General features: G+C 72.1%; 16 protein-coding genes. 15 read left to right on the top strand and 1 reads right to left on the bottom strand.

Translation table 11 applies throughout. The annotated features are described in order from the left end of the window. Positions 1 to 165: 165 nt before the first annotated feature. The 7 genes from ssd to IE263_RS45060 all read left to right on the top strand — a co-directional run bounded on the left by ssd (position 166) and on the right by IE263_RS45060 (position 5521). A complete protein-coding gene (gene ssd / locus IE263_RS45090) occupies positions 166 to 1278 on the top strand; it encodes a septum site-determining protein Ssd (RefSeq protein ID WP_189943952.1) in 1113 nt (370 codons plus the stop codon). 5 nt (positions 1279 to 1283) lie between these two features. After that, on the top strand, positions 1284 to 2483 hold the full coding sequence (locus IE263_RS45085; RefSeq protein ID WP_373312288.1) for a TadA family conjugal transfer-associated ATPase: 1200 nt from the start codon (positions 1284 to 1286) through the stop codon (positions 2481 to 2483). Next, a complete protein-coding gene (locus IE263_RS45080) occupies positions 2467 to 3336 on the top strand; it encodes a type II secretion system F family protein (RefSeq protein WP_229911530.1) in 870 nt (289 codons plus the stop codon). The genes IE263_RS45085 and IE263_RS45080 overlap by 17 nt, the downstream gene beginning before the upstream one ends. A gap of 143 nt (positions 3337 to 3479) precedes the next feature. Then, positions 3480 to 4265: a type II secretion system F family protein gene (locus IE263_RS45075; RefSeq protein WP_189943950.1), complete on the top strand. Its 786-nt coding sequence runs from the start codon at positions 3480 to 3482 to the stop codon at positions 4263 to 4265. A gap of 221 nt (positions 4266 to 4486) precedes the next feature. Further along, on the top strand, positions 4487 to 4696 hold the full coding sequence (locus IE263_RS45070) for a DUF4244 domain-containing protein (RefSeq protein ID WP_189943949.1): 210 nt from the start codon (positions 4487 to 4489) through the stop codon (positions 4694 to 4696). A gap of 10 nt (positions 4697 to 4706) precedes the next feature. Further along, positions 4707 to 5057 carry a TadE family type IV pilus minor pilin gene (locus IE263_RS45065; protein ID WP_189943948.1) on the top strand — a complete coding sequence of 117 codons (351 nt, stop codon included), beginning with the start codon at positions 4707 to 4709 and terminating at the stop codon, positions 5055 to 5057. Between the two features lie 41 nt (positions 5058 to 5098). Then, positions 5099 to 5521, top strand: a complete 423-nt coding sequence (locus IE263_RS45060; RefSeq protein ID WP_189943947.1) for an Rv3654c family TadE-like protein — start codon at positions 5099 to 5101, stop codon at positions 5519 to 5521. Between the two features lie 21 nt (positions 5522 to 5542). On the opposite strand, the gene sftH is transcribed toward IE263_RS45060, so the two are convergent. Further along, positions 5543 to 8008 (bottom strand): DEAD/DEAH box helicase, encoded by a 2466-nt coding sequence (sftH, locus tag IE263_RS45055; RefSeq protein WP_189943946.1) that lies wholly within the window; start codon positions 8006 to 8008, stop codon positions 5543 to 5545. 81 nt (positions 8009 to 8089) lie between these two features. Between sftH and bldG the strand changes: the two genes are divergently transcribed. From bldG to topA, 8 genes are all read left to right on the top strand, one after another. Continuing rightward, on the top strand, positions 8090 to 8431 hold the full coding sequence (bldG, locus tag IE263_RS45050) for an anti-sigma factor antagonist BldG (protein ID WP_009189842.1): 342 nt from the start codon (positions 8090 to 8092) through the stop codon (positions 8429 to 8431). A 117-nt stretch (positions 8432 to 8548) separates the two neighbouring features. Then, positions 8549 to 8983: an ATP-binding protein gene (locus IE263_RS45045; protein WP_189943945.1), complete on the top strand. Its 435-nt coding sequence runs from the start codon at positions 8549 to 8551 to the stop codon at positions 8981 to 8983. Between the two features lie 308 nt (positions 8984 to 9291). After that, entirely contained in the window at positions 9292 to 11697 is a 2406-nt protein-coding gene (locus IE263_RS45040; protein WP_189943944.1) for a sodium-translocating pyrophosphatase, read from the top strand. 193 nt (positions 11698 to 11890) lie between these two features. Continuing rightward, on the top strand, positions 11891 to 12490 hold the full coding sequence (locus IE263_RS45035) for a small secreted protein (protein WP_189943943.1): 600 nt from the start codon (positions 11891 to 11893) through the stop codon (positions 12488 to 12490). 148 nt (positions 12491 to 12638) lie between these two features. Beyond that, positions 12639 to 14156 carry a DUF7059 domain-containing protein gene (locus IE263_RS45030; RefSeq protein ID WP_189943942.1) on the top strand — a complete coding sequence of 506 codons (1518 nt, stop codon included), beginning with the start codon at positions 12639 to 12641 and terminating at the stop codon, positions 14154 to 14156. A gap of 186 nt (positions 14157 to 14342) precedes the next feature. Continuing rightward, complete coding sequence (locus IE263_RS45025; protein WP_189943941.1) at positions 14343 to 16760, top strand: serine/threonine-protein kinase; 2418 nt, start codon at positions 14343 to 14345, stop codon at positions 16758 to 16760. A gap of 153 nt (positions 16761 to 16913) precedes the next feature. Next, positions 16914 to 17111 (top strand): hypothetical protein, encoded by a 198-nt coding sequence (locus tag IE263_RS49265; RefSeq protein WP_229911529.1) that lies wholly within the window; start codon positions 16914 to 16916, stop codon positions 17109 to 17111. A gap of 290 nt (positions 17112 to 17401) precedes the next feature. Beyond that, the gene (topA, locus tag IE263_RS45020) at positions 17402 to 20233 is read left to right on the top strand and encodes a type I DNA topoisomerase (RefSeq protein ID WP_189943940.1); all 2832 of its coding nucleotides are present in this window, start codon (positions 17402 to 17404) and stop codon (positions 20231 to 20233) included. The last annotated feature ends 84 nt before the right edge of the window (positions 20234 to 20317 follow it).

Here is a 20317-nt window from a genome sequence, read left to right as displayed (position 1 = left end):
CAGCACTCTCCATTTATTTGATCAAGACCCGGACAGACCCACTCGCGAAAGCGCGAGGCTAGGCCGGTTTCCGTCGGCCGTTCATATGGAGACCGGAGCGCCGGTTCTTCACACGCAGGGGAATCGCGGGGCCGCAGAGAGGTGCGCGCCACGCAGCGAAGGGGGATGGAAACCGTGACCGGAGCCGTCACACACGACCCGCCGCCCGCCGCCGAAGGCCGGCAGGGCAGGCCGCTGATCGTCACCGAGGACGCCGAACTCCTCGACGACCTGCTGCGGCTGTGCGCCGCGGCCGGCGCCACACCGGAGGTGCATCCCTCGGTGCCGGAGCGGCGGGGCAGCTGGGAGTCCGCGCCGCTCGTCCTGGTCGGCGACGACGCGGCGCGCCGGGTACGGGGAGCCGCCCGCAGACGCGGAGTGGTCCTCGTCGGACGCGACCAGGACGATCCCGGTGTGTGGCGGAGGGCCGTCGAGATCGGCGCCGACCACGTCCTGATGCTGCCCGACGGTGAGCAGTGGCTCGTCGACCGCATCGCCGACGTCGCCGAGGGCGTCGGCCGGCCCGCCCTCACCGTCGGCGTCGTCGGTGGGCGCGGCGGGGCCGGAGCGTCCACGCTCGCGTGCGCTCTCGCTGTCACCTCCGCGCGTGAGGGGATGCGCACCCTCCTCGTGGACGCCGATCCCCTGGGTGGCGGACTCGACGTACTCCTCGGCGGAGAGACCACGGAAGGCTTGCGCTGGCCGGCGTTCGCCGCCTCGCGCGGGCGGGTCGGCGGCGGTGCGCTGGAGGAGTCGCTGCCCGAGCTGCACCAGCTGCGGGTGCTCAGCTGGGACCGCGGCGACTGCGTCGCCATCCCGGCCCAGGCCGTGCGCGCGGTACTGGCAGCGGCCCGGCGCCGGGGCGGGACGGTGATCGTCGACCTGCCGCGTCGCGTCGACGACGGCGTAGCCGAGGCGCTCGCCCAGATCGACGTCGGGCTCCTCGTGGTTCCCGCCGAACTGCGCGCCGTCGCGGCGGCCGGACGGGTGTCCTCCGCCGTCGGCATGGTCCTGAGCGACGTGCGGGTGGCGGTGCGCGGGCCGTACGCGCCCGGTCTCGACGACCGCGAGGTGGCCCGGCTGCTCGGCCTGCCACTGGTCGGTGAGGTGCCCGTCGAGTCGGGCCTGCTGCGCCCGGACGGCGGCAAGGCACCGCCCGGCGCCGCCGCGCGCGGGCCCCTCGCCCGCTTCTGCAAGGAGTTCTGGGAGCGGGCGCTGGTCGAGGCGGGTGGCGTATGAACACGATGCCCGGGCACGCACGGCCGAGGGGAACGGGAGCGCTGCTCGACGGCGTACGGCAGTGGCTCGCGGAGAGCGGTGCCGAGCCGACGCCCGCGCGCGTGGCGCAGGCGCTGCGGGAACAGGGGCGCGTTCTCGGGGACGCGGAGGTCCTCGGCGCCGCCGAGCAACTGCGGTCCGAGCTGGTGGGCAGCGGGCCCCTGGAGCCGCTCCTCGCCGACCCTTCGGTGACCGACGTGCTGGTGTCCGCCCCGGACCGGGTCTGGGTCGACCGCGGCGGCGGCCTGGAACTGACCACGGTCTCCTTCCCGGACGCGGCCGCCGTACGACGCCTGGCGCAGCGGCTGGCCGCAGTGGCCGGACGGCGCCTGGACGACGCCCGGCCGTGGGCCGACGCGCGGCTGCCCGACGGTACGCGGCTGCATGCGGTGCTGCCTCCGGTCGCCGTCGGCTGCACCTGTCTGTCACTGCGGGTGGTACGGCCGCGGGCGTTCACGCTCGACGAGCTCGTGGCTGCGGGCACGGCCCCGCCGGGCGGGGACCAGGTGCTGCGGGCCCTGCTGCGAGCCCGGCTGTCCTTCCTGGTCAGCGGTGGCACCGGCAGCGGCAAGACGACCCTGCTCAGCGCCCTGCTGGGGCTGGTCGGGCCGGGGGAGCGGATTGTGCTCGCGGAGGACTCGGCGGAGCTGCGGCCCGATCATCCGCACGTCGTCCGGCTGGAGACCAGACCCGCCAACCAGGAGGGAGCGGGCCTCGTGACGCTCGAGGACCTGGTCCGGCAGGCGCTGCGGATGCGGCCGGACCGGCTGGTCGTGGGCGAGGTGCGCGGCCCCGAGGTCGTCCATCTGCTGGCCGCGCTCAACACGGGCCACGAAGGCGGCTGCGGGACGGTCCACGCCAACGCCGCCGCGGATGTGCCCGCCCGTCTGGAGGCGCTCGGCACGGCGGCCGGGCTCGACCGTGCGGCGCTGCACAGCCAGTTGGCGGCCGCCCTGTCGGTGGTGCTGCACCTCGTGCGCGACCCGGCCGGGCGGCGGCGGATCGCCGAGGTGCACGTGCTGGAGCGGGATCCGTCCGGGCTGGTGCGGACGGTGCCGGCGCTGCGGTGGCAGGCGGAGGCGTTCACCCGCGAGCGCGGGTGGGAGCGACTGCGGGAGTTGCTGCGAGGTGAGGGGTGCGGAGGCGGAGATGAGTGTGATGCGTGAGGCGCCGATGGCCGCGGCCGCGGTCTGTACCGGGGCCGCGATCTGGCTGCTCGGCGGACCACACTCCGGGGCCCGGCGGGCACAGTTGCTGCTGGCCGGAGGCGGAACGGTCGGCATGGGGCCCCCGTCGTGGCAGGACCTGGCCGACGAGTTGCGGAGGATCCGTGGGCGGTGGCGCCCCGAGTGGTGGGCGCCGGTCGTCGGACTGGCCCTGGCGGTGCTGGGCGCCTCGGTGCTGCCGGTCGTCGCGGGGGCGGCCGGAGTGCCCCTCATGCGCCGGGTGCGGCTGGCCCGCGAGGCTCGGCGGGCGGCGGAGCGCCGGGGCGACGCCGTGATCGCGCTGTGCGCGGCGCTCGCCGGGGAGGTGCGTGCGGGCCGACAGCCCGGCGAGGCGCTGCAGCGGGCCGCCTGCGACTCCGGAGGGCTGGGGGCGGCGCAGGCGGCGGTGCTGGCGGCGGCACGGTTCGGCGGGGACGTGCCCGGCGAGCTCGCGACCGCGGCGCGGCAACCGGGGGCCGACGGACTGCTCGGGCTTGCCGCGTGCTGGCGGGTGGCCGTGGACCAGGGCGCGGGTCTGGCCGCCGGACTCGACCGGCTCGAAGGGGCGCTGCGGGCGGAGCGGGACCAGCGGGCCGACCTGCGTGCCCAGTTGGCGGGAGCTCGCTCGACGGCGGTGATGCTCGCCGGGCTGCCGGTCCTGGGCCTGGCCTTGGGGACCGCGCTCGGCGCCGACCCGCTGCATGTCCTGCTGCACACCGGGGCGGGGTGGGGGTGCCTGCTGGTCGGTGGGGTGCTGGAGGGGGTCGGGACGTGGTGGGCGGTACGGATCGTCCGGAGTGCGGAGGAGGTGTGAGGCGGCGGGCCGTCAGGTGTGCGGAGGAGGTGTGAGGCGGCGGGCCGTCAGGTGTGCAGAGACGGAGGCGATGTGAGGTGGGGAGCGGGTGGACGGCCGTTCAGGCGGACCGTGCGCGGCGCGGTGCGGGAAACGGAGGCGGAATGAGTGCGGAAGTTGTCCACAGGCTGGGGGTGGCTGTGGGGATCACGCTGCTCCTGGTGTGGCTGGTGCGGTGGCTGGAGGGGGTGCGGCGTCGGCGCAGGACGCGACAGCGGCTCGCCGAGTTGCTGGCCCTGTCGGCGATGTCGGACACCGCGCGGCCCAGCGTGCGGGAGGTGGTGCGGCGGTGGCTGCCGGAGGTGGCGGTGGTGTGCGCCGGATGGGCCGTGGGCGGTGGCCTCGTCGGTGTCGCCCTGGGGCTGGTCGGCGCGGGGGTGATGGGGCAGTGGCGCCGGCGGCAGCGGGCGGCCGACGCCATGAGCGAGGCGGACGCACGTGTCGCGGCCCGGCAACTCCCCCTCGGCGCCGACCTGCTGGCAGCGTGCATCGCGGCGGGCGCCGGCCCGGTGATCGCGGCGCAGGCGGTGGGCGAGGCCCTGGGCGGTCCCGTCGGGGAAGGGCTGGCGCGCGGTGCCGCGGAGGTGCGACTGGGCGGCGAACCGGGCACCGCCTGGCGGAGGTTGGCCGAGGTGCCGGGGGCGGCCTCCCTGGCTCGGCTCCTGGAGCGGGCCGATGTCTCGGGGCTTCCGGCGGCCGGCCCGGTCGCCCGGCTCGCCGCCGACGCCCGCGCCGAGTGGGCGCGCGCGGGGACGGCTCGCGCCCGGCGGGCGGCCGTCATGGTCACCGCACCGGTGGGGCTGTGCTTCCTGCCCGCCTTCATCGCGGTGGGTATCGCGCCCGTCGTGATCGGCTTGGCGGGTGGGGCGCTGGGAGGGGGTGGGCCATGAGGGTGCAGTGAGCGGGGCTGCCGTCGGACGTGCGGCGGGCCGGCCGATAGCGAGATCAACAGGCCCGACTGGTCATCAGAGCGACAGAAACACGAGGACCGACAGAAAAAGGAGGAACCAGAGGAGCAAAACGGACCAGCAGCACCAACTCGAACAACAGAACCATTCAAGAACCGATAAGCCCGGCGGAATCAACGGGATCGAACCTCACGGGGGTTGAGATGAGCAAGGCGGTACGGGCGCGGTTGCGCGCCCTGGTGTGCAGGGTGCGTGCGGCGCGGAGGGACGCGGGGATGGTGACGTCCGAGTACGCGATGGGAATCGTCGCGGCGGTGGCCTTCGCCGTGATCCTCTACAAGGTGGTGACGAGTGGGACGGTCACCGCGGAGTTGCAGGCCATCGTGAAGCGGGCGCTCAGTGTGCGGACGTGAGCGCCGGTGGATGCGGGGTGCGGACCGGGGGTTCGTGACGGCGGAGTCGGCCGTGGTGCTGCCGGTGCTGGTGGCGTTCGCGATGGCGCTGGTGTGGGGGCTGCTCGTCATGGCGGCTCAGATCCAGTGCGTGGACGCCGCGAGGACCGGCGCCCGGGCCGCGGCCCGGCAGGACCCGGCCGACGCCGTGGTCGAGGTGACCCGGGCGACGGCGCCGCGCGGGGCGCGGGTGACGGTCAGCCGGGAGGGCGACCAGGTCCGGGTGGTGGTCGTGGCCAAGCCGCCGGTGCTGCGGGGGCTGCCGTTCGAGGTGCGGGAGGAGGCCGTGGCGGCGGCTGAGGATGGGGAGGTGGGCCCGTGAGAGGGCGTCGAGGCAGGCTCGGGACAGGCCGTGTCGGGGGCGTGAGCCGCCGTCGGGGCTCCGACCGCGGCTCCGCCACCGTCTGGACCCTGGGGGCGATCGCCGTGCTGTGCGTGGTGTTCGGGGTCGTGCTCGCCCTCGGGCAGGCCGTCCTGGCCCGGCATCGCGCGGCCGGCGGTGCGGACCTCGCGGCACTCGCGGCCGCGGACCACTGGACGGACGGGGCCACGGCGGCCTGTGCCCGGGCGGAGCGGGTGGCCCGGGCACAGGGGGCGCGGCTGGTGCGGTGCGCGGTCGTGGGGGAGATCTCGGACGTGACGGCGGCGTCAGGGCGGGGGCCGTTCGCGGCGGAGGTCAGGGCGCGGGCGGGGCCGGCGGGGCCGGTGGCGCCGGAGTCGCTTCCCCCGGCTTCTCCTCCGGGCGTGCCACCGTCACCGGCATCTGCCCCTCCACCTTCCGGTTGAGGTGCTCCCCTGCCCTCTCGGCTACTCCACCGGCTTCTCGTCCGGCGCGCCCCGCAGCAGTTCCGTGAGGAGCCGCACCGCCCCCTTCTTGTGCAGCGGGTCGTTGCCGTTGCCGCACTTGGGGGACTGGATGCAGGACGGGCAGCCGGCGTCGCACTCGCAGGAGGCGATGGCCTGGCGGGTGGCGGTCAGCCAGGGGCGGGCGGTGTGGAAGGCGCGCTCCGCGAAGCCCGCGCCGCCGGGATGGCCGTCGTAGACGAAGACCGTCGGGAGGAGGGTGTCGGGGTGCAGGGGGATCGACACGCCGCCGATGTCCCAGCGGTCGCAGGTCGCGAAGAGGGGCAGCAGGCCGATCGACGCGTGTTCGGCGGCGTGCAGGGCGCCGCCGAGGATCTCCGGATCGATCCGCGCGGCGTCCAGCTGGTCCTCGGTGACCGTCCACCACACGGCGCGTGTGCGCAGCGTACGAGGAGGGAGGTCGAGCTTCGACTCGCCCAGTACTTCACCGGTGATGACACGCCGACGCAGGAAGGAGACCACTTGGTTGGTGACCTCGACGGAGCCGTAGCACAGGCGGCCGTCGCCCCAGGGGACTTCGACGTCCGTCTCCAGGACGGAGATCGACGTCGTGTCACGGGCGACCGTCGAATACGGCGGGTTGGCCTCCTCGACCAGGGCGACGGAGTCGTCCAGGTCCAGTGACCGCACCAGGTACGTGCGGCCCTGGTGCAGGTGGACGGCACCCTCGTGGACGGTCGCGTGGGCGGCGCCCTCGTCGACCGTGCCGAGCAGGCGGCCCGTCCCCTCCTCGACGATCTGGACCGGCCGGCCGCCCTCGCCGCGGATGTCGGTGAGGTCGGCGGCCCTCTCCCGGCGCGTCCAGTGCCAGGCCCTCGTCCGGCGGCGGAGCAGCTTCGCGGCCTCCAGTTGCGGCAGCAGTCCCTCGGTCTCGGGGCCGAACAGCTCCACGTCCTCCTCCGTCAGCGGAAGCTCGGCGGCGGCCGCGCACAGGTGCGGGGCGAGGACGTAGGGGTTGTCGGGGTCGAGGACCGTCGACTCCACGGGCCGGTCGAACAGGGCCTCGGGGTGGTGGACGAGGAAGGTGTCCAGGGGGTCGTCGCGGGCGATCAGGACGGCGAGGGCGCCCTGTCCGGACCGTCCCGCCCGGCCGGCCTGCTGCCACAGGGAGGCGCGCGTGCCCGGGTAGCCGGCGATCAGGACGGCGTCCAGGCCCGACACGTCGATGCCGAGTTCGAGGGCGGTCGTGGCGGCCAGGCCGAGGAGTTCGCCGGAGTGCAGGGCCTGCTCCAGGGCACGGCGCTCCTCGGGGAGGTAGCCGCCCCGGTAGGCCGCGACACGCCGGGCGAGGGAGCGGTCGATCTCGGCGAGGCGCTCCTGGGCGATCACCGAGATCAGCTCGGCGCCGCGCCGGGAGCGGACGAAGGCGACCGTGCGCACGCCCTGGACGGCGAGGTCGGTGAGCAGGTCCGCGGTTTCCGCGGTGGCAGTGCGGCGGACGGGGGCGCCCTTCTCGCCCTGTATCTCGGTGAGTGGCGGCTCCCAGAGGGCGAACACCAGTTCACCGCGTGGGGAGGCGTCGTCGGCGACCTCGACCACCGGCAGGCCGGTGAGACGGCCGGCGGCCACCGCGGGCTCGGCCGCCGTCGCGGAGGCCAGCAGGAAGACGGGGGAGGAGCCGTAGCGGGCGCACAGGCGGCGCAGCCGGCGCAGCACCTGGGCGACGTGGGAGCCGAAGACGCCGCGGTAGGTGTGGCACTCGTCGATGACGACGTACTTCAGCGACTTCAGGAAGGAGGACCAGCGAGGGTGGGACGGGAGGATGCCGCGGTGCAGCATGTCCGGGTTGGTGAGGACGTAGTTGGCGTACTGGCGGATCCACTCGCGTTCCTCGAACGGGGTGTCGCCGTCGTAGACGGCCGGGCGTACCGCCGTGCCCAGCGGGTGTGAAAGTTCCTTCACGGATCGACACTGGTCCGCCGCAAGGGCCTTGGTGGGTGCGAGGTAGAGCGCGGTGGCGCCGCGGCCGTTCGGCGCTTCGGAGCCGTCGAGGAGCGTGGAGAGCACCGGCACGAGGTACGCCAGGGACTTGCCGGACGCCGTGCCCGTCGCGACGACCACCGAGTTGCCGTCCAGGGCGTGCTCGGCGGCGCGCGCCTGGTGGGCCCAGGGGTGCTGGATGCCGCAGGCCTGGACGGCTGCGACGACCTCGCTGCGGATCCGGTCGGGCCAGACGGCATGGCGGCCCTCACGTGGGGGCAAGTGCTCCGTATGAGTGATGCGCGACGCCCGGTTCTCTCCCGGGGCGAGCCGGTCCAGGAGCGCGCCCGGCGACAGGCGGGGCGCGGGCTGTGCCGGGGGTCGATCGGATCGGTGATTCTTGGCCATCGGCACCGAGTGTGTCACTGGCGTGACGGACAATGGAGCCAAGGCGTCGTGCACGCCTGCCGGTAAGTGATTGAATGCCATCGCGGCTGGCGAACCGTCCCGGGGGCTCCTGCCGAGGTGTCCCGAGGGGCGACCGCTCGATAGCAAGGTGCTGGAGGATCCGTGGACCTGTCCCTGTCGACCCGTACCGTCGGCGATCGTACGGTCGTCGAGGTCGGTGGCGAAATCGACGTATATACCGCGCCCAAGCTGCGCGAGCAGCTGGTCGAGCTGGTGAACGACGGGAATTTCCACCTCGTCGTCGACATGGAGGGCGTGGACTTCCTCGACTCCACCGGGCTCGGCGTGCTGGTCGGCGGCTTGAAGCGAGTGCGTGCCCACGAGGGCTCGCTGCGCCTGGTCTGCAACCAGGAGCGCATTCTCAAGATCTTCCGCATCACCGGTCTCACCAAGGTGTTCCCGATCCACACCTCGGTCGACGAAGCGGTGGCGGCCACCGACTGACCACCGAACCAGGGCGCGTGAAGGCGCGCGCCCGGCTCGGCACAGTTGAACACCGGGGGACCGGGCTTTCGGCAGTCCGGCCCCCCGACAGCACGCCCGTAGTTCGGAGGGGGATGCATGGCCACCGTTGAACTCCGCTTCAGCGCGCTGCCCGAGCACGTCAGGACCGCCCGACTGGTGGCGGCAGCGGTGGCGCGCAGGGCCGGAGTGGACGAGGCCGTCCTCGACGAGGTCAGGCTCGCCGTCGGCGAGGCCTGCACCCGCGCCGTCGGACTGCACCAGAACGGCGGTATCACCGCGCCGGTGAAGGTGTCGCTCATCGAGGAGGAGAAACAGTTCTCCATCGAGGTGGGCGACGAGGCGCCGCATGTGGTCCCTGGCGACCTGGTGCCCGGTTCCGGTGCGGACGCCGACGTCGAGGCCGAGGAGGACGAGATGGGCCTCGCGGTCATCAGCGGTCTCGTCGACGACGTGGAGGTCAGCGCCGGGGAGCACGGCGGACTGATCCGCATGACCTGGCCGACCACACCGGCGGCCACGCCGCTGGCCTGACGACCCGGCGGGCCGGGTCCAGGCGTTCCCGGCGACATACACACCCGAAGGGCCCCACCCGTGGGGCCCTTCGGCATGTGCGCAGGTCGCTTCCCGCGCTTACAGTGGTGCCAGGAAGTGAATCTTGAAGAAGTGAATCTTGCGACGGAATTTCGTGAATCAATTCACGAACGACAATGCTCTGAAGGCATTACCGTCCCCACTCGCGTGCGAAGGTGAATTCCATTTACCGCGCACTGTTTTGATCAGGTTCCGGTACCTACAATCCGTCCACATCTTGAGCTCAGCCCAAGCGTCAAGGAGGACGAATGGCGGGGCTTTCTACCCCTCATCGGTTGGACCACCCCACAACCTTCGCAGCCGCAGTGCTGACCGACGGCAACCGCCTCCTCGTGGTGGTCATCGGAGTCGTCGCACTGGCTGCGCTCGTGGTCGCGGGCGTACTTCTGCGTCAGGTGCTCGCGGCCGGCGAGGGCACCGACAGCATGAAGAAGATCGCGGCGGCCATCCAGGAAGGCGCCAACGCCTATCTGGGCCGGCAACTGCGCACACTCGGTGTATTCGCCGTCGTCGTGTTCTTCCTGCTCCTGCTGCTACCTGCGGACGACTGGAATCAGCGCGCCGGACGATCGGTCTTCTTCTTGATCGGTGCGGCGTTCTCGGCGGCCACCGGTTATATCGGCATGTGGCTCGCCGTGCGCAGCAATGTGCGCGTCGCCGCGGCGGCTCGGGAAGCGACGCCGGCGGAAGGTGAACCGGAAAAGGATCTCACCACCGTCTCGCACAAAGCGATGAAGATCGCATTCCGTACGGGCGGCGTCGTCGGCATGTTCACGGTGGGGCTCGGTCTGCTCGGCGCCTCCTGCGTGGTGCTGGTGTACGCGGCCGACGCGCCGAAGGTCCTGGAGGGCTTCGGGCTCGGCGCGGCGCTCATCGCGATGTTCATGAGGGTCGGCGGCGGCATCTTCACCAAGGCCGCCGACGTCGGCGCCGACCTGGTCGGCAAGGTCGAACAGGGCATTCCGGAGGATGATCCGCGCAATGCCGCGACCATCGCCGACAACGTGGGCGACAACGTCGGCGACTGCGCGGGCATGGCGGCCGACCTCTTCGAGTCGTACGCCGTGACCCTGGTCGCCGCGCTGATCCTCGGCAAGGCGGCCTTCGGCGACGCCGGGCTCGCCTTCCCGCTGCTCGTGCCCGCGATCGGTGTGATCACCGCGATGATCGGCATCTTCGCGGTGGCGCCACGCCGTACGGACCGCAGTGGCATGTCCGCGATCAACCGGGGCTTCTTCATCTCGGCGGCGATCTCGCTCGCGCTGGTCGCCGTGGCCGTCTTCGTCTACCTCCCCGGGACGTACGCGGACCTCCACAACGTCACCGACATGGCGATTCAGGAGAAGGACGGCGATCCGCGGATCCTCGCCCTCGTCGCGGTGGCGATCGGCATCCTCCTGGCCGCTGTCATCCAGCAGCTGACCGGCTACTTCACCGAGACCAACCGCCGCCCGGTCAAGGACATCGGCAAGACCTCGCTGACCGGCCCGGCCACCGTCGTCCTCGCCGGCATCTCCGTCGGCCTGGAGTCGGCCGTCTACACCGCCCTCCTGATCGGCCTCGGCGTGTACGGGGCGTTCCTGCTCGGCGGTACGTCGATCATGCTGGCGCTGTTCGCGGTGGCCCTGGCGGGCACCGGCCTGCTCACCACGGTCGGGGTGATCGTCGCGATGGACACCTTCGGGCCGGTCTCCGACAACGCGCAGGGCATCGCGGAGATGTCCGGCGACGTGACCGGTGCGGGCGCGCAGGTGCTCACCAACCTCGACGCCGTCGGCAACACCACCAAGGCCATCACCAAGGGCATCGCCATCGCCACCGCCGTCCTCGCGGCATCGGCGCTCTTCGGGTCGTACCGTGACGCGATCACGACCGGCGCGCAGGAGGTCGGCGAGCAGCTCTCCGGGGAGGGCGCGCCGATGAGCCTGATGATGGACATCTCGCAGCCGAACAACCTGGTCGGCCTCATCGCGGGCGCGGCGGTCGTCTTCCTCTTCTCCGGGCTGGCGATCAACGCGGTGTCCCGGTCGGCCGGTTCCGTCGTGTTCGAGGTGCGGCGACAGTTCCGTGAGCACCCCGGGATCATGGACTACAGCGAGAAGCCGGAGTACGGCAAGGTCGTCGACATCTGCACCCGCGACGCCCTGCGGGAGCTGGCCACGCCCGGTCTGCTCGCGGTGATGGCGCCGATCTTCGTCGGGTTCACGCTCGGCGTCGGCGCGCTCGGCGCGTATCTGGCGGGCGCGATCGGGGCGGGCACGCTGATGGCGGTCTTCCTCGCCAACAGCGGGGGCGCCTGGGACAACGCCAAGAAGCTCGTCGAGGACGGGCACCACGGCGGCAAGGGCAGCGACGCCCACGCGGCCACCGTGATCGGCGACACCGTCGGCGACCCCTTCAAGGACACCGCCGGCCCCGCGATCAACCCCCTGCTGAAGGTCATGAACCTCGTGGCGCTGCTCATCGCGCCCGCGGTGATCAAGTTCAGCTACGGCGCCGACGAGAACCTGGGCGTGCGGATCGCGATCGCGGTCCTCGCGCTCGTCGTGATCGTCGGCGCGGTGTACGTGTCCAAGCGGCGCGGCATCGCCGTGGGTGACGAAGACAACGCCGACCGGTCGTCCAAGTCGGCCGATGCGGCGGTGGTTTCGTAGCACCTGTCGTGTTGCGCAGCTCAAAGGGCGGGCGGACGGCGCATGTTGACGCGTCGGCCGCCCGTTTCGTTGCGCGTGTGCCCGGCTCGTGAGCCTTCTCTCTCTTGGTGCAAATGGATTTATTGATGCATAGAGCGGACATTCGTCCTGGGGTTGTCGCCCGGTTGGCGTGTATGTTCCGGGGCCGAGAGCCATGGAAGGGACCAATCCGGTGAACAAGAAGCTCGCGGCCGCACTGTCCGGCGGTGCGGTACTGGTACTGGCGCTGTCGGGATGCAGCAGCGACGACGGCAACAAGGAGCTCGACGCCTGGGCCAAGCAGGTCTGTGACGCGCTGCCCGCCCAGGACGCGAAGGTCGACGCGGCCAACGCCGCGATCAAGAAGGCCGCCACGGACAACAACGCCCCGGCGAACGTACAGAAGACCGACTCCCAGGCCTTCCAGGACATGTCCGACGCCTACAAGGCGCTCGCACAGGCCGTCCAGAAGGCGGGGTCGCCGCCCGGCGTCGAGGGGGGCGAGAAGAAGCAGCAGGACGCCGTCACGGCCCTCAACGGCCTCTCCACCTCCTACACCGACCTGAAGAAGAAGGTCGACGCGCTCGACACGAAGGACCAGGCGAAGTTCGCCGACGGCCTGCAGGACATCGCCACCGAGCTGGGCAACCTCAGCAAGAGCGGCAACACCGCGCTGAAGAACCTGGAGCAGGGCGACGTCAAGGAGGCCATGGCCAAGCAGGACAGCTGCAAGAAGGTCGCGGCCTCGGCCTCGGCCCGGGCCACGACCAGCTGATGCCGGGGCCGGTCGGGCCGACCGGGCCGACCGGGGAGGAGTACGGCACACGCGCGCGGGACGGGGCGTGCGGCACGCGCGCGGGGCGGGGCGTGCGGCACGCGCGCGGGGCGGGGCGTGCGGCACGCGCGCGGGACACAATAGGGGCGTGAGTAACGCCACCCTGTCCCCCCTGCCCTCCGCCGACCGCCCCGACGTCGCCGTCCGGCTGCGCGAGGCCCTGCTCGCCGCCTCCTTCACCGCCGACGGGCTGCTCGAACTGCTCGGCGCCCCCGCGTACGCGGCCCTCGCCCGCAGCGAGCTCGTGCCCGCGCTGCGCGCGACCCGTGGGGACACGCCGCTGGAGACGCTCGTCCGCCTCTTCCTGCTCCAGCAGCCGGTGCCGCACGCGCGCGTGGAGGGCGTTCTGCCCGTCCACGCGTGCGTGGAGAGCGGCTGGCTGACGCCTGTGGGTGAGGACGACGTCGCCGCGACTGTGGACGTACGGCCGTACGGCGGGCCGGCCGGCGAGGACTGGTTCATCGTGTCCGACCTGGGCTGCGCCGTCGGCGGGGCCGGCGGCATCGGCAGCCGGGACGAGAGTGTCGTCCTCGGCGTCGGCGGGGCGTCGACGACCCTCGCCGGGATCACCGTCCGTACCCCCGTCGACTCCGCCCTGGACCTCGGCACCGGCTCCGGCATCCAGGCGCTGCACGCCGCCCAGCACGCCACGCGCGTGACGGCGACCGACCTCAACCCGCGCGCGCTGCACATCACCGCGCTCACGCTCGCGCTGTCCGGTGCGCCTGCGGCCGATCTGCGCGAGGGTTCACTGTTCGAGCCGGTCCGGGACGACGAGACCTTCGACCTGATCGTGTCCAACCCGCCGTTCGTGATCTCGCCGGGCGCGCGGCTGACGTACCGCGACGGCGGGATGGGCGGGGACGATCTGTGCCGGTCGCTCGTTCAGCAGGCGGGGGAACGGCTGAACGTGGGCGGGTTCGCGCAGTTCCTCGCCAACTGGCAGCACGTGGAGGGGGAGGACTGGCAGGACAGGCTCCGGTCGTGGGTGCCGCGCGGCTGTGACGCGTGGATCGTGCAGCGCGAGGTGCAGGACATCACGCAGTACGCCGAGCTGTGGCTCAGGGACTCCGGTGACCACCGCGGCGACCCGGAGGAGTACCAGGCGCGGTACGACGCGTGGCTGGACGAGTTCGAGGCGCGCAAGGTGAGGGCCGTCGGCTTCGGCTGGATCACGCTGCGCAGGACGGCGTCCGCCGAGCCCACCATCACCGTCGAGGAGTGGCCGCACCCGGTCGAGCAGCCCCTCGGTGACACGGTCCGGGCGCACTTCGACCGCGTCGACTACCTCCGTGAGCACGACGACGCGGCCCTGCTCACCGGGCACTTCAGGCTCGCCGCGGAGGTCGTGCAGGAGCAGGTCGGGCTGCCGGGCGCCGAGGACCCGGAGCACGTCGTGCTGCGCCAGCACCGCGGCATGCGCCGGGCCACCAAGGTGGACACGGTCGGCGCGGGCTTCGCGGGCGTGTGCGACGGCTCGCTGAGCGCGGGCCGCATCCTGGACGCCATCGCACAACTCGTCGGCGAGGACCCGGTGTTGCTGCGCGACCGCACCCCCACGCAGATCCGGCTGCTGGTGGAGCAGGGGTTCCTGGAACCGGCCTGAGAGAGGCGCGCGGCGCGTGTCGCTCGCGGGGTGCGTCCACACCACTGATCCCTCTGTGTCCGATCTGATGGGATTGGCAGGATTGCTGATGAAAAGGGCTCCTGTCAGTGGGGCGTGCGAAGCTACCTTCAAGGGACAAACTTCGCGCGTTCTCGGGGGAGGCGCGCTGTCTCGGGGGGAGGCGCGATGGCGGGGGAGACGCCGGATCAGGGCGAGGGCAGGATCATCAACGGCCGCTACCGGCTGTTGCGGACGCTGGGCGCGGGCGGCATGGGCCGCGTCTGGCTCGCGTACGACGAGGAACTGGCCTGTCAGGTCGCCTTGAAGGAGATCGCGCTGCCGGACGTGCCGAGGGACGCGACCGAGCACGAGCAGCGCGTCGCGCGGGCCCGCAGCGAGGCCCGGCACGCGGCCCGCCTGCGCGGCCACCCGCACGTGGCGACGGTCCACGACGTGGTGGTGCACGAGGGGCTGCCCTGGATCGTCATGGAGTACGTCCCGGACGCGGTCGACCTTCAGGCGGTCGTCCGGCGCTCCGGGCCACTGCCGCCCGTCCAGGTGGCCCGCATCGGACTCGCCGTCCTCGACGCGCTCACCGCCGGCCACCGCATCGGCATCCTCCACCGGGATGTGAAACCGGCCAACATCCTTCTCTCGCCGGACGCTTCGGGTGACACCTACGCGCGCGTGCTGCTCACCGACTACGGCATCGCGCTCCAGCCCGAGTCCCGCGAGCCCCGGCTCACCGCGACCGCCGGCATCCTCGGCACACCCGGCTACCTCGCCCCCGAGCGGGCCCGCGGCGAGCCGCCCACCCCGGCCGCCGACCTGTTCTCCCTCGGCGCCACGCTGTACGCCGCCGTCGAGGGCCGCGGCCCCTTCGACCGCCACGGTGACTACGCGACCCTGACGGCTCTGCTCGGCGAGGACCCGACCCCGCCGGTCCGGGCCGGCGAACTGGCGCCGGTGCTCCAGGGGTTGCTGGTCAAGGACCCCGTGCGCAGGTCGTCGCCGGAGGCGGTGGCCCGGGGGCTGGAGCGGGCGGCGCGACCGGGAGAGGGCGCCGGTCCGCCGGAACGGGGTACGGCAGGGGCCGGCGCTCCCGGTGCACCACCGGGCGCCTTCGGGCCACCGCCCCGGGGCTACGGCGGGGCGGTCGCGGGGGCGGCGGCCGGAGCGGCGGTGGGGCCGGCGCCGGGGAGCCCTGCGGGGAACGGTGCGTCACCAGGGGCCGGGGTGACGCCGGGACAGGGCACGTCTCCTGGGCCCGGAGTACCGCCCGGCTACGGCACTGCTCCGGGGCAGGGTGCCCCTCCCGGGTACGGCGCCCACACCCCCTCCGGTGCGGGAGCGCCGGGCGCCGCGCACACGCCGGGCGCGCCTCCGGCACCCCACACCCCGCCGACCCCGCACACACCGGCCGGTACGCCCGCGGCCCCTGGCGCACCGTCAGCGCCGGCCGTCGCGGACACCCCGGGCGCGGCGCCGTACAGCCCCTGGCAGGCGCCGACCGCGCAGCGCCCGTTCGAGCCGGGGAACCCCTACGCGCAGGCGCCGAGCACTCCCTACGCGACGAGCGGCGGCAGCGGGACCCCGTACGCGAGCGGTCCGACGCCGTATGCCGGGAGGCCGTACGGCGAGAGCGCGGCTCCCTACGGCGGTGGTCCCACCCCGCCCTTCTACGGGGCCGGTACGCCCGGTGGTCCACCGCCCCCGCCCTCCGGGAAGCGGCTCGCCGTCATCGCTCTCGTCGTGGCCGCCGTCCTCGTCGTCGCCGGTGGCACGTGGGCGGCTGTGTCGCTGGTCGGGGGCGACAAGGGCGACACCCCCACGCCGGACAAGTCGTCCTCGCCGAGCGTGACGCCCTCGCCGACCGGGCCCGTGCACCCGTACGGCGAGGCCGTCGGGCTGACCGAGCCGCTGGAGACGGGGGACTGCGTGAAGGCGGTCTGGTCGGGGACGCCGTTCAAGTCGGTGCCGAACCTGGGGGTGGTGGACTGCGTGGAGGACTGGCCGGACGGCCAGGTCGTGGCGGTCGACACGGCCACCGACTTCGCCGACGCCCGGGCACAGGGGGCCCAGCGGTGTGCCGCGCAGAGCCGGGCGGTCGTCGCCGCGCTGCCGGACGCCGACGGCTACGCCGTCGTACCGACGCGGGAGGGCTTCACCGCGGCCAACAGCGGTACGGCATGTCTCGTACTCGGCCGCCATGCCGCGATCGGCGGCGAGGTGGGCCGCTTCCGGGACGCCGGCACGGACCTGTGGGTCGGACAGATGAGCGTCGGCGACTGCTGGATCTACGAGGACCTGGACGACGGCTACAAGGCGCCCCTCACGGATTGCGCCGAACCGCACACGGACCAGGTGATCGGAACCGTTCAGGCGCCCGACAAAATGAGCTACAAGAACGGCGTCGACAACGCGAGCAAGCTCTGCAGCAACAAATTCGAGTCGGTCTGGGCGCCCGGTTCCGAGCGGGTCGTGGTCGGCTGGATGAGCGACGAGGACGACTGGAAGGCCGGATTCACCAAGATCGTGTGCACGGTGAGCAGGGCCGACAACGGGAAGACGACGGGAAAGATACCGGCGCCCGGTTCGGTGTGAGGCCCGTCGCATCGCCGTGGGTCGCTTCCGGCGGCCCGCCGCTCCCGATCGTCGGCCCGGCGTTCACCTGAGGTTCGCCCGGGCGCCGCCCGCGCGTGTCAGCCTCCCGTGGCTGGAGCATGCGCGGGCGGCGGAAGAAGGGCGCGGACGATCATGGAGAGTGGGCCGGCGATCTTCACGGGAGTGGTGTTCGCGCTGTTCGGAGGCGGTCTGCTGGGGTGGACAGCGGTTCGTGTACGGCAGCGCCAACCCGTGGCCCAGGGTGTGAACCCTGTCGCATCGGCGACCCTCGCGACCCTCGTCGCGGTTGCCGCGCTGACTCTCGGGACATGGTGCTTCACCCGCCTCTGAAGCGCCCCCGAAGTGCCGCCGAAGATCTTGCAGAAGCACCTGTGAGAACCGCGTAAGGACGGCAACACGGCTAATTGAGAGGTCGCGCTCCGGTCCGGCGGAAAAGTGCCGGTCGGCACACCGGGCGGCAGGAAAGGCGGTAGTCGGGTTACCGTTCGAGTGGCCGTTGCGGGCTTTTCCCGTTTGACACGGGGGCGGGATGTACCGTCACACTCCGCAGCGTCACCATGACCGTGCCCCGGGACGAAGGCCTGGGGAGGCCCCAGCGTCGACCGGAGAGAAGAGCGAAGTTGTCCCCGACCAGCGAGACCGCGAAGGGCGGCCGCCGACTCGTCATCGTCGAGTCGCCTGCCAAGGCGAAGACGATCAAGGGCTATCTCGGCCCCGGATACGTTGTCGAGGCGAGCGTCGGGCACATCCGCGACCTCCCCAACGGCGCCGCGGAGGTGCCGGAGAAGTACACCGGTGAGGTCCGCCGCCTCGGTGTGGACGTCGAACACGACTTCCAGCCGATCTATGTGATCAACGCCGACAAGAGGGCGCAGGTCAAGAAGCTCAAGGACCTGCTGAAGGACTCCGACGAGCTCTTCCTCGCCACCGATGAGGACCGGGAGGGCGAGGCGATCGCCTGGCACCTCCAGGAGGTCCTCAAGCCGAAGATCCCCGTCAAGCGGATGGTCTTCCACGAGATCACCAAGGACGCGATCCGGGCGGCCGTCGCCAACCCGCGTCAGCTCAACCAGAAGCTGGTCGACGCCCAGGAGACCCGCCGCATCCTCGACCGCCTCTACGGCTACGAGGTCTCGCCGGTCCTGTGGAAGAAGGTCATGCCGCGCCTGTCGGCCGGCCGTGTCCAGTCGGTCGCGACCCGTCTCGTCGTCGAGCGGGAACGCGAGCGCATCGCGTTTCGTTCTGCTGAGTACTGGGACCTGACGGGCACCTTCGCGACCGGCCGCGCGGGAGATCAGTCGGACCCGTCGTCGCTGGTCGCCCGCCTGCAGACCGTCGACGGCAGGCGAGTCGCGCAGGGCCGCGACTTCGACTCCCTGGGACAACTCAAGAGCGCGAACACCCTCCACCTCGACGAGGCGAACGCCCGCGCCCTCGCCGCCGCCCTGGAGGACACCCGCTTCTCCGTCCGGTCCGTCGAGTCCAAGCCGTACCGCCGCTCGCCGTACGCCCCGTTCCGTACGACGACGCTGCAGCAGGAGGCCAGCCGCAAGCTCGGCTTCGGTGCGAAGGCCACGATGCAGATCGCGCAGAAGCTGTACGAGAACGGCTACATCACGTACATGCGTACGGACTCCACGACGCTGAGCGACACCGCCGTCACCGCGGCCCGTGCCCAGGTCACGCAGCTGTACGGGGCCGACTACCTGCCCGCCCAGCCCCGCACGTACGCCGGGAAGGTCAAGAACGCGCAGGAGGCGCACGAGGCGATCCGCCCCTCGGGTGATCGTTTCCGCACGCCTGCCGAGACGGGCCTGACCGGCGACCAGTTCAAGCTCTACGAGCTGATCTGGAAGCGGACGGTCGCCTCCCAGATGAAGGACGCGACCGGTAACTCGGTCACGGTCAAGATCGGTGGCACGGCGGCCGACGGGCGGGACGTCGAGTTCAGCGCCTCCGGCAAGACGATCACGTTCCACGGCTTCCTGAAGGCGTACGTCGAGGGCGCCGACGACCCGAACGCCGAGCTCGACGACCGCGAGCGCCGTCTCCCGCAGGTCAACGAGGGTGACGCGCTCAGCGCCGAGGAGATCACGGTCGACGGGCACGCCACCAAGCCCCCGGCCCGCTACACCGAGGCCAGCCTGGTCAAGGAGCTCGAAGAGCGCGAGATCGGCCGCCCGTCGACGTACGCGTCGATCATCGGCACGATCCTCGACCGTGGATACGTCTTCAAGAAGGGCACGGCACTCGTGCCGTCCTTCCTGAGCTTCGCCGTGGTCAACCTCCTGGAGAAGCACTTCGGGCGGCTCGTCGACTACGACTTCACGGCCAAGATGGAGGACGACCTCGACCGCATCGCGCGCGGTGAGGCGCAGGCCGTGCCGTGGCTGAAGCGGTTCTACTTCGGCGAGGGCACAGGTCACGGCGGAGCGGCCGACGCCGGCAACGGCGACGGGGACCACCTCGGCGGCCTCAAGGAGCTGGTGACCGACCTGGGCGCGATCGACGCGCGCGAGGTGTCGTCGTTCCCCGTGGGCAACGACATCGTGCTGCGGGTCGGCCGCTACGGCCCGTACATCGAGCGGGGTGAGAAGGACTCCGGAACTCACCAGCGAGCCGATGTCCCGGAGGACCTGGCGCCCGACGAGCTGTCCGTCGAACTGGCGGAGGAGCTGCTCGCCAAGCCGAGCGGCGACTTCGAGCTGGGCACCGACCCGGAGACCGGCCACCAGATCATCGCCAAGGACGGCCGCTACGGCCCGTACGTCACCGAGGTGCTGCCCGAGGGCACCCCGAAGACCGGCAAGAACGCGGTCAAGCCGCGGACGGCCTCGCTGTTCAAGTCGATGTCGCTGGACACGGTGACGCTCGAGGACGCGCTCAGGCTGATGTCGCTGCCGCGTGTCGTCGGTACCGACGCCGAGGGCCAGGAGATCACCGCGCAGAACGGGCGCTACGGCCCGTACCTGAAGAAGGGCACGGACTCGCGTTCGCTGCAGTCCGAGGAGCAGCTCTTCACGATCACCCTCGAAGAGGCGCTGGAGATCTACTCCCAGCCGAAGCAGCGTGGCCGCGCCGCCGCCAAGCCGCCGTTGAAGGAGCTGGGCGCGGACCCGGTCAGCGGGAAGCCGGTCGTCGTCAAGGACGGTCGCTTCGGGCCGTACGTCACCGACGGGGAGACCAACGCGACCCTGCGCTCCGGCGACAGCGTCGAGACGATCACCCCGGAGCGCGGCTTCGAACTGCTCGCCGAGAAGCGGGCCAAGGGGCCCGCCAAGAAGACGGCGAAGAAGGCTCCCGCCAAGAAGGCGCCCGCGAAGAAGGCGGCTCCGGCGAAGAAGACGGCCGCGAAGAAGACCGCGGCGAAGAAGACGACCACGGCCGCGAAGAAGACGGCGGCGAAGAAGGCGACGGCTTCCAAGACGGCAGCCGAAGACCGAACCGCCTGAACCACGCGGGCCCTTCCCCACACCGCGTTCGCGAAACGCACACCCCGGCATCACTTTGGTGTCGGGGTGTGCGCACCTGTGGAC

Source organism: Streptomyces aurantiogriseus, assembly GCF_014649375.1.
In the GTDB taxonomy this organism is placed as follows: domain Bacteria; phylum Actinomycetota; class Actinomycetes; order Streptomycetales; family Streptomycetaceae; genus Streptomyces; species Streptomyces aurantiogriseus.
The sequence above is the reverse complement of the archived record's forward strand: the minus strand, read 5'-3'. Positions and strand labels throughout refer to the sequence as shown.